The sequence below is a fragment of the Bradyrhizobium sp. G127 genome (assembly GCF_021502575.1).
GTDB lineage: Bacteria > Pseudomonadota > Alphaproteobacteria > Rhizobiales > Xanthobacteraceae > Afipia.
Genome location: NZ_JAKFGN010000001.1, coordinates 209,777 through 222,722 on the forward strand (window position 1 = coordinate 209,777; position 12,946 = coordinate 222,722).

General features: G+C 63.2%; 10 protein-coding genes and 1 tRNA gene. 10 read left to right on the forward strand and 1 reads right to left on the reverse strand.

The features are described from left to right. Nucleotides 1–1,698, forward strand: a complete 1,698-nt coding sequence (locus tag LVY71_RS01035) for a heme biosynthesis protein HemY (protein WP_235097361.1) — start codon at nucleotides 1–3, stop codon at nucleotides 1,696–1,698. 127 nt (nucleotides 1,699–1,825) lie between these two features. Next, a tRNA-Thr gene (locus tag LVY71_RS01040) sits at nucleotides 1,826–1,901 on the forward strand. Nucleotides 1,902–1,953: 52 nt separating this feature from the next. Here LVY71_RS01040 and LVY71_RS01045 read toward each other — a convergent pair. Next, a complete protein-coding gene (locus LVY71_RS01045; protein WP_235097362.1) occupies nucleotides 1,954–3,096 on the reverse strand; it encodes a GGDEF domain-containing protein in 1,143 nt (380 codons plus the stop codon). Between the two features lie 216 nt (nucleotides 3,097–3,312). Here LVY71_RS01045 and LVY71_RS01050 point away from each other — a divergent pair, with 216 nt between their 5' ends. The 8 genes from LVY71_RS01050 (at nucleotide 3,313) to LVY71_RS01085 (ending at nucleotide 12,902) form a co-directional block, all read left to right on the forward strand. After that, a complete protein-coding gene (locus tag LVY71_RS01050; RefSeq protein WP_235097363.1) occupies nucleotides 3,313–4,284 on the forward strand; it encodes a Bug family tripartite tricarboxylate transporter substrate binding protein in 972 nt (323 codons plus the stop codon). Nucleotides 4,285–4,422: 138 nt separating this feature from the next. Continuing rightward, complete coding sequence (locus tag LVY71_RS01055) at nucleotides 4,423–5,820, forward strand: cytochrome P450 (RefSeq protein ID WP_235097364.1); 1,398 nt, start codon at nucleotides 4,423–4,425, stop codon at nucleotides 5,818–5,820. Between the two features lie 202 nt (nucleotides 5,821–6,022). Continuing rightward, entirely contained in the window at nucleotides 6,023–7,180 is a 1,158-nt protein-coding gene (locus LVY71_RS01060; protein WP_235097365.1) for a TRAP transporter substrate-binding protein, read from the forward strand. A 123-nt stretch (nucleotides 7,181–7,303) separates the two neighbouring features. Then, nucleotides 7,304–7,972, forward strand: coding sequence for a TRAP transporter small permease subunit (locus LVY71_RS01065; RefSeq protein WP_235097366.1), 669 nt, complete (start codon nucleotides 7,304–7,306; stop codon nucleotides 7,970–7,972). Continuing rightward, on the forward strand, nucleotides 7,969–9,828 hold the full coding sequence (locus LVY71_RS01070) for a TRAP transporter large permease (protein WP_235097367.1): 1,860 nt from the start codon (nucleotides 7,969–7,971) through the stop codon (nucleotides 9,826–9,828). Before LVY71_RS01065 ends, LVY71_RS01070 begins: the two co-directional genes overlap by 4 nt. A 98-nt stretch (nucleotides 9,829–9,926) precedes the next feature. Continuing rightward, nucleotides 9,927–11,336: an adenylate/guanylate cyclase domain-containing protein gene (locus LVY71_RS01075; protein WP_235097368.1), complete on the forward strand. Its 1,410-nt coding sequence runs from the start codon at nucleotides 9,927–9,929 to the stop codon at nucleotides 11,334–11,336. A 244-nt stretch (nucleotides 11,337–11,580) separates the two neighbouring features. Continuing rightward, a complete protein-coding gene (locus LVY71_RS01080; RefSeq protein ID WP_235097370.1) occupies nucleotides 11,581–12,060 on the forward strand; it encodes a tellurite resistance TerB family protein in 480 nt (159 codons plus the stop codon). 65 nt (nucleotides 12,061–12,125) lie between these two features. Then, on the forward strand, nucleotides 12,126–12,902 hold the full coding sequence (locus LVY71_RS01085; protein WP_235097371.1) for an SDR family NAD(P)-dependent oxidoreductase: 777 nt from the start codon (nucleotides 12,126–12,128) through the stop codon (nucleotides 12,900–12,902). Nucleotides 12,903–12,946 lie beyond the last annotated feature (44 nt).

Consider the following 12,946-nt stretch of genomic DNA (forward strand, 5'->3'; position numbering starts at 1 on the left):
ATGATTCGCATCATCCTCTTTCTGTTTCTGGTCGGTATCGTCGCGCTGGGCGCCGCCGTGATTGCCGATCAGACCGGCGATGTCACGCTGACATGGAGCACATGGCGCATCGAGACCTCTCTGCCGGTGCTGGTGCTGGCGTTTGCGGTGGCCGTGCTTGCTGCGATGCTGGTGTGGGCGGTCATCCGCAGCGCGCTGAACACGCCCGAGCGGGTTCGGAGGCTGCGCCGCGACCGCCGCCAGAGGAAGGGGCGTCACGCGATCACGCAGGGTCTGCTTGCGGTCGGCACCGGCGATCATTTTGCTGCCCGCCGCCATGCCGATGTCGCCAGGCGTCTCGCGCATCAGGACCCGCTGGCGATGCTGCTGCATGCGCAGAGCGCGCAGCTTCACGGCGATCGCGAAGGCGCCCAGCGCGCGTTTCATGCAATGGCAGAGCGCAAGGACACGCGGTTGCTCGGCCTGCGCGGCCTGTTCGTCGAGGCGCAGCGCCGCGACGATCTTCATGCCGCCGTGGCACTGGCGGAAGAGGCGCTGAAGACGGCGCCCGCATCTGCATGGGCATCGCAGGCCGTGCTCGGCTTTCGTTGCAGCCACGGCGACTGGGATGGCGCGCGGAAGATTCTCGAAAACAATCTGGCGGCGGGGCTGATCGATCCCGCGCCCTACAGGCGCCAGCGTGGCGTGCTGCTGACCGCGCGCGCTCTCGATCTTGAGACCGGTGATCGCGACAGGGCACGCGCCAGCGCGATGGAGGCGGTGAAGTTCGCGCCGACGCTGGTGCCCGCCGCAACGCTGGCCGCAAAGTTTCTCAGCGAGAACAACCAGACCCGCCGCGCCATGCAGGTGATCGAAGCCGCATGGACCGCGCAGCCGCATCCCGATCTTGCGGATGCTTATGCCCACGTGCGTCTCGGCGATTCCGCGCTCAATCGTCTCGGACGTGTCGAGAAGCTTGCGGCGAGGTCGCCGGGCCATGTCGAAGGCGCGCTTGCGGTTGCGCGCGCCGCCATCGATGCCGGTGAATTTGTCCGCGCGCGTGAAGCGCTTGCGCCCTTCATTGAGTCGCCGACGCAGCGCGTCGCGATTCTGATGGCCGAGCTTGAGCGTGCCGAACACGGCGACGGCGGCAACGCGCGCGGCTGGATGCTGCGCGCGGTTCATGCCGCGCTTGATCCGGCCTGGACCGCCGACGGCTATATTTCGGATCGCTGGCGGCCGGTGTCGCCGGTGACCGGACGGCTCGATGCGTTCCAGTGGCTGACGCCGGTGGCGTCGCTGCCGTCCGACAAGGCGCCGGTGCTCGACGCCGACATTTTGCACGAGGAGCCCGCGCCGCCTGCACGGCTGGAAGCGAATTCCGGTTCGACGCGGGCTGTGACATTGCCGTCGGCGCCGATTGCGCCGATTTCGTCGCAGGACAACGAGCCTGCTCCATCCCCGGTAACACTGCCTCTGCCCGCGACGCCTGCGGCGGCGCCGGTTGTCGTCGAGACACCGCCACCTGTGTTCCGGCCGCGCCGTGACATTGAGAAGGCCGACACGTCCCGGACGGCGCCGGTGATTCCCATTGTCAGGGCCCCGGACGATCCAGGCGTCGCCGACGAGCGGCTGGACCGGGAATTCGACGATCCGGAACAGCCGAAACAGACCAAAACGGGTGGCTGGAAGGGCTTTTTGTCCCGTCTTGTCAGTTGATTAGGAGTTGGATGGCAGTGTTGCTGTCAGCCTGATAGCAGCCCGGAAAAGCACCCTGCCAACGCAGCCGATGTTGCAAAGCGGGGCCGCGGCCAGTATCAGGTGCGTATCGATTTTCCCGCGTTTCGCCGCCTTAGCTCAGCTGGTAGAGCACCTCATTCGTAATGAGGGGGTCGTAGGTTCGAATCCTATAGGCGGCACCACGTTCTTCGGGTTCCCGAATCACTTGGCATGATTCCGGACCGCATGCTGGCCTCAAATCGCCTCCAGATTGGCGGCAACTTCCTCGACCGACCATTTCCATCGCCCGCCGCCGGCGCGTTTCGCGGCATAGAGCGCGCGGTCCACCCTTTCGAGCAACTCGGGTACGGCATCCTCGGATGCACGGGGGTCGTCCTCGACCACTAAAATGCCGGCGCTTGCTCCGATCCGCACCGGCAGATCGGCGACCAGGAACGGCATCGACAGCGCCATCACTGCCTGCCGGGTCAGGGCCAGCGCGGCCTCATGTCCGGCTGCTCCGCTCTCGACGCGCCTTAGCAGCATGAATTCGTCGCCGCCAAAGCGGGCTGCAAGGCCGTCGTTGCCGATGCATTCGGCCAGCCGCCGGGCGACCTGCTGAAGCAGGTTGTCGCCCATGTGATGACCGAAGCGGTCGTTCACCGGTTTGAAATCATCGAGATCGATGGCGACGATCGCGATGGGTCCGTTGGCGTTGAGCAATGCGGACAGGAATGCGGCGCGATTCGGCAGTCCGGTAAGGAAATCCTGGCTGGCCTGACGCGCCAGCGCATGTTTCGCCTCCAGCCGGTCGATAAACGCGGTGCTGAGATGGTGCGACGCTTCGCGCAGCGTGATCCAGAACAACATCAGCATGACGGCGCCGATCTTGTAAGGCAGTTCCGGCCGCAGAAGGCCCGCGACGACGGTCGGAGCCAGCAGCAGAGCCGCAGCCGTCAGCACGATCCACGGGCGAATCGCCGCGCGCGACACCATGCCGACGCAGTATGACATCGATAGTCCGAACGCGATCCAGGCTCCGGGCGCGTCGCCCAGCCTCAGTGCGCGATACGACAGCAGTCCGAGAGCGACGGAGAACGCCGCAGCGCAGATGCCGTAGATCCGCTCCCAGATCACAACGTCACGGTCCGACAGATTGGGCGCATGGGCCTTGTAGCGGTAGAGGCTGGTCAGTCTCACGGTCGCGGTGACGAAGATCAGAAACGAGATGAGGGCGTAACCGGCATCGCCGCTCAGAATGGCGAGCGCCACCCCGCCGCAAACCGACGTGGCGCTGATCGCTATGACCTGCGGCAACGACGTGTAAAGCAGTTCGACCAGTTCCCGGCGAATGCCTGGATTTGGATGCGGAAAGCTGAAAAAGGCGGCCGGCTTCATCGGCGCAAATTGACGTTGAATTCCTAACAAGTGGTGGTGGCACGGCGTCAATTTGCAGGGTTTCCGGACAGCCTTAAGCGCGCGTCAATATCGGCGCGATTCCGCCAGAGCTTGCGCCCGTCTCCGGCCTGTGCCGGAATGGCGGCGACAAAAACAAGCGCGGTCAGGCAGTCGGCACGATTCGGCGTCATGGGCGCGCACCAAGGGAGAACGGCCATGCGTTTTGTTGCCGCCGCGCTCGCGGCGCTCTATCTTGTCTTTCACAATATCCCGCCCGGCCAAGCCCAGGAGGCATGGCCGTCGCGCAACGTTACCATCATCGTGCCGTTCACCGCTGGCGGCACCGCCGACCTGTTTGCACGGCTGCTCGCGGGACATATGCAGCAGACCTTCGGCCAGTCGTTCGTTGTCGAGAATCGCGGTGGCGCGGGCGGCAACATCGGTGCGGCGGCGGTGGCGAAAGCGCCGAACGACGGCTACACCCTGCTGCTTGGCACTGTCTCGACCCATGCCATCAATCCGACGCTATATGCGAACCTGACGTTCGACGCGGCGAAGGACTTCCAGCCGGTCTCGCTGATCGCGCGGCTGCCGAACATGCTGGTGGTGAAGAACTCGCTGCCGGTGACCAGCGTCGCGGAGCTCGTGGCCTATGCCAAGTCCAATCCCGACAAGCTGAACTACGGCTCGTCGGGCGTCGGCACCTCGATCCATCTTGCGGCGGAGCTGTTCAAGATCGCGACCGGCACCAGGATGACCCATGTGCCGTATCGTTCATCCAACGAAATCATGCAGAATCTGACCGGCGGTCACATCGATCTTGCCTTCGACAATATCACGCTGGCGTGGCCGCAGGCGCGGGCCGGCACGGTACGGGCGCTCGGCGTGACCAGCCCGGAACGTTCGCCGACTGCGCCGGACGTGCCGCCGATCGCGGATACGCTGAAGGGTTTTGACGCGACATCCTGGCACGGACTGTTCGCGCCCGCCGGAACGCCGCGCCCTATCGTCGACAAGATGTCTGCGGAAGTGAAACGCATTCTCGGAATGCCGGATACCACCACTAAACTCACCGACATTGGCGCGGTGCCGTCCCCGATGACGCCGGACCAGTTCACGGCGTTCATTGCGGCGGAGCGGTCAAAATGGGCCGAGGTGGTCAAGGCCTCGGGCGCGACGGCGAATTGATGTATTGTTATTGCGAGGAGCGGCAGCGACGAAGCATCCAGCTGTCTAATTGCGCAGCCCTGGATTGCTTCGCCGCGCGCGCAATGACGTGGGTGGTTGTTCCTGGAGCGGTAAACTCCAGTTTGGGTCCGAAGCGTTATGAGCATTGCTGAAATCATCGATATGCCTGCCGCGCACGCACCGCTTATTCCGCCGCGGCCACCCCTTGCGCCGGACGATCTGTCCTCGCTTGGCCGTCTCGCTTTGATCCGCAGGAATGCCATCGCAACCTGGGGCCAGCGCGCCTATGAGGACGATGTCGTTCCGGGACGTTTCTTCGGCCGCAGCAGTTTCATCCTGAACACGCCGGATGCGATCCGGCATGTGCTTGTCGAGAACTACGAGAACTACACCCGCACTCCCGCGGGCATCCGGGTGTTGCGGCCGATTCTCGGCGAAGGGCTTCTGCTGGCGGAAGGCCGCGCCTGGAAGAACCAGCGCCGCACGCTGGCGCCGGCCTTCGCGCCGCGCGCGATTCCATTGCTGGTGCCGCACATGCTGGCGGCGACCGATGACGCCATAACGGCGTTGCGCGAACAGTGCGGCCAGCCGGTCGATTTGCGCGAGGCGATGCAGCGCCTCACCCTCGACATCGCGGGTCGCACGATGTTCTCGTTCGAGATCGAGAAGCACGGCGCGGCGCTGCGGGGTTTCGTCAACGACTATGGCGATCGTCTGGCGCAGCCCCGGCTGCTCGATCTGATACTGCCGATGGGCTGGCCGAGCCCGAGCGATCTGTCGCGCGCGCTGTTCCGGCGGCGCTGGACGCGCTTCATGCAGAAGCTGATCGCCGAGCGCCGTGCCAAAGGTGCGGTTGAGGGCGACGGTGCACTGCACGACCTGTTCGGTCTGATGGTGGCGGCGCGCGATCCGGAAACCAACGAAGCCTTCACCGACGAACAGCTCGGCGACCAGGTCTCCACCATGATCCTCGCCGGTCACGAAACCACGGCCACGGCGCTGTTCTGGTCGCTCTACCTGCTAGCGCTCGATCCCGCGACGCAGGAGAAGCTGGCGGCGGAAGCAAGACGCGCGCGAGCGTCGGGATCGTTCGATACCGCGAGGCTGACCTTCACCCGCGCCGTGCTGGACGAGACGATGCGGCTTTATCCGCCCGCGTTCCTGATCGTACGGGCCGCCGCCGGTCCCGATACGTTGGCGGGATTTCATGTCGCCTCCCGGGACGTTGTGCTGATCTCGCCGTGGTTGCTGCATCGCCATGAAAAACTCTGGGATCAGCCGAACGCGTTCAGGCCATCGCGCTTCCTGCCGGGTGCGCCCCCGCCGGACCGCTTCGCCTATCTACCGTTCGGCGTCGGCCCGCGCGTCTGTATCGGCGCGCAGTTCGCGCTCACCGAGGCCACGCTGGCGCTGGCGAAGTTGATCGCCGAATTCAACGTCGAGCTGATCGACCGTGCGCCGGTAGTGCCGGTCGGCGTGGTGACCACCCAACCCGATCGCTCGCCTAGGTTCAGGATTTCACGGCGCGATCCGTGAACGCGCTGCGATGCGTGCAATGCAGCGCGTATAGACACCGCGGGGCAAGTCTTATTCCAAAGTCTCATATTATGTAGCGCGGTACCGCGTCGAAGCGTCGCAGCTCCGCGATCATTGTTGCAAAACGCACCTGCAAGCCTTTGTCTTGCGCTCAATCAATAAGAGCCAATTCAAAAGAATGGCTCAGGCAGGGGAGAACGCCATGACGAAACGACACAAAGACACACCTAAAGATACGTCCAAAGATACATCCACGACTCGCCGCCGCTTCCTGAAAGTGGCTGCCGCAGGCGCGGCCACGACGGTCGCCGCCCCCGCCGCTCTCGCGCAGAGCGGTCCGGTCAGCATGCGCTTCCAGAGCACATGGCCGGCGAAGGACATCTTCCACGAATACGCGCTCGACTACGCCAAGAAGGTCAACGACATGACCGGCGGCGACCTCAAGATCGAAGTGCTGCCCGCGGGCGCAGTGGTGCCGGCCTTCCAGTTGCTCGAAGCGGTCTCCAAAGGCACGCTCGACGGCGGCCACGGCGTGCTCGCCTATCACTACGGCAAGAGCAACGCGCTGGCGCTGTGGGGTTCGGGCCCGGCCTACGCAATGGACGCCAACATGCTGCTGGCCTGGCACAAGTATGGCGGCGGCAAGCAGCTTCTGGAGAAGCTTTACAAGTCGATCGGCGCCAACGTCGTCTCGTTCCCGTACGGGCCGATGCCGTCGCAGCCGCTGGGCTGGTTCAAGAAGCCGGTGCAGAAGGCCGACGATCTCAAGGGCGTCAAGTTCCGCACCGTCGGCATCTCGATCGACGTGTTCACCGGCATGGGTGCCGCCGTCAACGCGCTGCCCGGCGGCGAAATCGTCTCGGCTATGGATCGCGGCCTGCTCGACGCGGCGGAATTCAACAATGCCTCATCCGACCGCGTGCTCGGCTTCCCCGACGTGTCCAAGGTTTGCATGTTGCAGAGCTTCCATCAGAACGCCGAGCAGTTCGAGATCATGTTCAACAAGACCAAGTATGACGCGCTGCCGGAGAAGATGCGCGCCATTCTCGACAATGCTGCGGAAGCGGCTGGTCAGGACATGGCCTGGAAGGCGATCGACCGTTATTCCAAGGACTACGAGGAGATGCAGTCCAAGGACAAGGTGAAGTTCTACAAGACGCCGGATTCGGTGCTGCAAAAGCAGCTCGAAATCTACGACGAGGTGGTTACCAAGAAGTCCTCCGACCCGCTGTTCAAGGAGATCGTCGACTCGCAGATGGCGTTCGCCAAGCGCGCGACCCAGTGGGAGCAGGACACGATCACCAACCGGCGCATGGCTTACAACCATTACTTCGGGCCGAACGCCAAGAAGAAGACCTGACGCAATAATCAGCACGAGCGAGGCATCATCCGGGATGACAATCCCGGGTGGTGCTTTGTATCGTTTCAGGAATTGCCGGATCTCTTCGTAACAAGACCTTTTTCATAACAGTGACGGCCTCCCATGAGCGCGCAGCGTGTTCTGCACACTATTGACGGCATCAGCACGTGGACCGGCAAGGCTGCCGCTTGGCTGATCATCGGGCTAATGACCCTGGTCTGCGCGGAAGTCTTCAAGCGCTACATTCTGAACATGCCGACGGCGTGGATCTTCGACGCCTCGAACATGATGTACGGCACGCTGTTCATGGTCGCAGGCGCTTATACGCTGGCGCAGAACGGTCACGTGCGCGGCGATTTTCTTTACAGTTCGATGAAGCCGCGCCGGCAGGCATCGCTCGATCTGGTGCTCTACATCGTGTTCTTTCTGCCCGGCATCGCCGCGCTGGTTTACGCGGGCTGGGAATATGCCGTCGATTCCTGGCGCATCAACGAGCATTCCAATGTCACCGCCGACGGACCGCCGGTCTGGCAATTCAAATTCATGATTCCGCTGGCCGGCGCATTGCTGCTGCTGCAGGGCGCCGCTGAAATCATGCGCTGCATCATTTGTCTGCGGACCGGCTCGTGGCCGAGCCGCCTGAAGGATGTGTCCGAGATCGACGTGGTCGAGGAGCAACTCGCCAACAGCGAATATGTCGATGAGGAGTCGCGCAAGATCGCCATCGCGCATGCGCAGGACATCGAGGAAAGCGCGCGTCAGCGCGGCATGGGCGGAGACCTGTTGAAATGAGCGATCCCGCACTCGGTCTCCTGATGCTCGGCCTGATCGTGGTCGTCATCATCATGGGTTTCCCCACGGCCTTCACGCTGATGGGGCTGGGCATGTTCTTCGGCCTGTTCGCCTATCACCGCACAGGCGAGTCGTGGGCCGATAACCACATTTTCGACCTGATGGTTCAGCGCGCCTACGGCGCGATGACCAACGACGTCCTGATCTCCATCCCGCTGTTCGTTCTCATGGGTTATGTGATGGAACGCGGCGCGCTGGTGGACAAGATGTTCTACTCGATCCAGCTTGCGTTCCGCCGCGTCCCGGCGTCACTCGCCGTGGCGACGCTGATCGTATGCACGTTCTGGGGCATCGCCTCGGGTCTGGTCGGCGCCGTCGTGGTGCTGATGGGCGTGATCGCGTTCAACCCGATGCTGAAAGCCGGTTACGACGTCAAGCTCGCGGCCGGTGTCATCACCGCCGGTGGCACCCTCGGCATCCTGATTCCGCCTTCGGTCATGATCATCGTCTATGCGGCGGTGGCCGGTCAGTCGGTGGTGAAGCTTTATGCCGCCGCGATGTTCCCCGGCTTCTTTCTGGCATTCCTGTATCTGATCTACGTTATCGGCTGGGCGCTGCTGAATCCGAAGATCGCGCCGAAATTGCCCGAGGCCGAAACCCGCGTGCCGGTGCGGCCGTGGATCGCCGAGTTGCAGCAGGCTTATTCGAGCCGGATGCTGCCCGCGTTGTTGACCGCCGCGGTGTCTCCCGCGCGTGCCATGGCAATCACCGCCGACGGTATGCGCATCAGCTACGGCATGTTGCTCAAGAATCTCGGCTACGTGCTGGTGCCGCTGGTGCTGACGGTGGCGACGTTGTGGGCGGCGTGGTGGTACGTGGTGATTCACCAGCAGCCGGACGCGCCCGCGCCATCGGCGGCGATCTCCCAGCAGCTTGGCTCGGCATCGCAGTCCGCGGAACCTGCGGAAGAAAAGGTGCAGGAACTCGGCAGCGCGACCGCTGACGAAACCAGGAGCGAGCCGGAAACCTTGCAGGAGATGGGCAATGCCGAATTGCGCGGACAAGGCTCGTCCGCGCCTGCGGCCGCCGGGCCTCCGCAGGCGTTCTATACCTACTTCGCCTTCACCTGCGGACTCTTCGGACTGATCCTGCTCTACTATTACTGGACCATGGGCGCGGAGCAGTTCGAAGTCCTGCGGCTGCTGATCTCATCGGTGATGCCGCTCGGTATTCTGACCGCCGTGGTGTTGGCGGTTATCCTGCTCGGCATCACGACAGCCACGGAGTCGGCGGCGGTCGGCGCGGCCGGTGCGTTCCTGCTCGCGTTCCAGGCGCGGACGCTTGACTGGAAGCGCACCAAGGAAGCGGTGTTCCTGACGGCCAAGACCACCTCGATGGTATGCTGGTTGTTCGTCGGCTCGGCGCTGTTCTCGGCGGTGTTCGCGATCCTCGGCGGTCAGGCGCTGCTGGAAAGCTGGGTGCTGTCGCTCAATCTGACTCCGGTCCAGTTCATGATCCTGTCGCAGGCGATCATCTTCGTGCTCGGCTGGCCGCTGGAATGGACCGAGATCATCGTGATCTTCGTGCCGATCTTCCTGCCGATGCTGAAACATTTCGGCATCGATCCGATCCTGTGGGGCGTGCTGGTGTTCGTGAACCTGCAGGCGGCGTTCCTGTCGCCGCCGGTGGCGATGTCGGCGTTCTATCTGAAGGGCGTCGCACCGGCCCATGTCACGCTCAATCAGATCTTCGGCGGCATGATGCCCTACATGCTGATCGTCATCATCTGCATGGTGCTGATGTATCTGTGGCCCGGCCTGACGCTGTGGCTGCCGAACTATCTGTACGGCAATTAAGGCAGATGCCCGGAAACGGCTGTTCGACCGGCCGGGTGCCGCTTTTAAAATGCCGTGCGTTACTTGGACGCAGGCCTATTCTACCCTAAATAGGGGGAATGAGCGATTTTCATTCTCTCTACTCGGTGCTGAAGCAGACCGCCGACCCGCAGGTCGCCGATGCGATCCAGAACCTTGTGGAGACCGGCGCTGATCACGAGCTGAACCGCATCAACCTCGTGGACTTCTCGGCCAAACGCGGCCTTGACGAGGAGCGCGTGATTTCCGGGTTCCTGCACGCCTCGCGGCTCGGCATTTTCGATCTGACATGGAATGTGCTGTGTCCCGGATGCAGCGGCGTGCTCGGCGCGCATGACACGCTGAAGCAGCTCAAGCCGGAAGATTATCACTGCGGCCTCTGCGCCGCCGGATACGAGCCGTCGATCGACGATCAGGTAGAGGTCGCCTTCACCGTCAGCCCGCGGGTGCGACGGATCGCGGCGCACGATCCCAATACGCTGCCGAGCTGGGACTACTGGCGGCAGATTTTCTGGAGCTCGGGCATCGACATCAACGAGGATTCGTTTGCGCGGCTTGTGAACGAGGCAACCCTCGAAGCAATTGAACTCGCGCCGGGCGAAAAGGCCGTCGTGTCGTTGCAGCTTCCGGCCGAGTTCGTGATCGTGTTCGAGCCGGTGACGCACTCGGCGCTGTTCCTCGACGTCAAGGGCGAGCCGACAAAGGAAAAGCAAAACGCCTCGATGACTTTCGACGGCGTCCATGCGCCGACCGGCACGCTCGAAATGCGGCCCGGCCCGTTGCGACTTGCCCTGGACAATCAGACCGGTGCGCGCGTGCTGCCGTCGGTGTGGATCGCAGGCGAGGCGCTGCATGATCTGCTCGGCAAGCGCAAGCCGATCGTTACCGCGAAACGCATACTTGCGAATCAGACCTTCCGTGACGTCTACAAGGCGGACAATCTCAACATCGACCAGCGGCTCAAGATCACGTCGCTGACCTTCCTGTTCACCGATCTCAAGGGATCGACCGCTTTGTATGAGCGGGTCGGCGATCTTGCGGCGTTCGATCTGGTCCGCGCGCATTTCCGCGCGCTCTTGGAAATCATCGCGTCGGAAGCGGGCGCGGTGGTGAAGACCATCGGCGACGCGGTGATGGCGACGTTCGTGCGGCCGGAGCAGGCAGTCGCGGCGGGGCTTCGGATGCGCCGGGCGATGGATGCGCTGAACGACCAGCGCGGCACGCAAGATCTTCTGGTCAAGATCGGCATCCACGAAGGCGCATGCCTCGCGGTGATGCTGAACGAGCGGCAGGACTATTTCGGCCAGACCGTCAATATCGCCGCACGGGTCCAGGGCCAGGCCACCGAACGGGCGATCAATGCGACGGAACCGGTGGTCAGGTCGCCCGCGGTCATGGAGCTTTTGAACAAGGCCGGGCTGCGGCCTGAGGAAAAGAGCGTCCAGTTGCGCGGGATCGCCGACAAGGTCGTGATCTACGAAATTCCATGACGGGGCTGTATCAAAGGCCCTGTCTGACGGGCTGAACAGAGGTTTCCTCGCCGAGGCAGGCGTCCGGAACCGGCCAAGATTGCCAGAGTTTCATTTTCAGGCCATAGAACGGGAAGATTTTGTCCCTTAGGTTTTGTCCGGGCGTGATCCGATCCGAAAGCCGGTTCCCGCCGGGTCAAGCCGGGGGCATGCGCTTCGGGATCATGCCTTTCGTTGAGGGTCCCGTTTCCGATTGCAGAGATTGATGCTCGATAAACTTCGCAACTTCATTTCGGACGTCGTTTCCCCCACCGGGTCTGAGAATCGTACCTTTGCCGACGGCGACTACCGGCTGGCGGCGACCGCGCTTCTCATCCACGTCATTTCTCTCGACGGTGAGCCGTCGGAGACCGAGAAGCGCAAGCTCCACGCGCTGCTGGAATACCGCTTTGAACTTGACCCGGGCACGGCCGACAAACTGATCGCGGACGCAACGCTGGTGGAAGGCGAGGCGGTCGATCTGTATCATTTCACCAGCGTCATCATGCGCTCCGTCAACGAGGAAGGCCGGTTGCGCATCATTGAAATGATGTGGGAGCTTGTGTTTGCCGACGGCCACGTCACCGAGTTTGAGGATAACATCGTCTGGCGCGCGGCGGATTTGCTCGGCATCTCCTCGCGCGACCGCATCAATCTCAAGCACCGCGTTGCCGATGGGCGGCTTGCGCCCGACACGGCATCGTAGTTTTTTGCATCTATTCTCCACGTCTCTCGACCCTCAGCAGCAACGCACACAACTGAAATGCAGTCATGACTGAACGCGTCACGGTGATCACGGGTGCCTCGTCGGGCATCGGCGCAGAGCTGGCGCGGATTTTCGCGGCGCACGATCACAAGACCGTGCTGGTCGCACGACGCGAGGATCGCTTGAACCAACTCGCGGACGAGATCGCGGCCACCGGCAAGCCGAGGCCGGCCGTGATCGTCTGCGACCTCAGCGAGCCGGGCGCCTGCGACCGCATCGATGCAGCGCTGAAGGCGATGAATGCCGAGGTCGAGACCGTGGTCAACAACGCCGGCTACGGCCTGTTCGGCGAGGCCGCCGAACTCGACCGCGCGCAGCAACTGGCAATGGTCGATCTCAACGTCCGCGTGCTGACCGACATAACGCTGCGTTTCGCCGACAGCCTGATCCGCCATCGCGGCGGCCTCCTCAACGTCGCCTCGATCGCGTCGTTCCTGCCCGGCCCGCGGATGGCGGTCTATTACGCCACCAAGGCCTATGTGCTGTCCTTCACCGAGGCGATGCGCGGCGAACTGGGACCGAAGGGCGTCCGGGTCACGGCGCTGTGTCCGGGCACGGTGCCGACGGAGTTTCAGGGCGTGGCTGGCTTCAAGCCGGGTCTGGATTCGGCAGTTCTGAACCTGTCGGCGGCAGCGGTGGCGCGGGCGGGCTATCGCGGGTTGATGTCGAACAAGCGGCTGGTGCTGCCCGGCGTCGGCGTCCGGATGATCCCGTTCATGTTGCGTTTCGCCCCCCGCAGCCTGGTGCTGGCCTCGGTCGCCCGGGTGCAGCAGAAGCGGTAGGGCAACGGCCACGAAATAGGGCTTTTCCAGGAGCGTCATCCTGA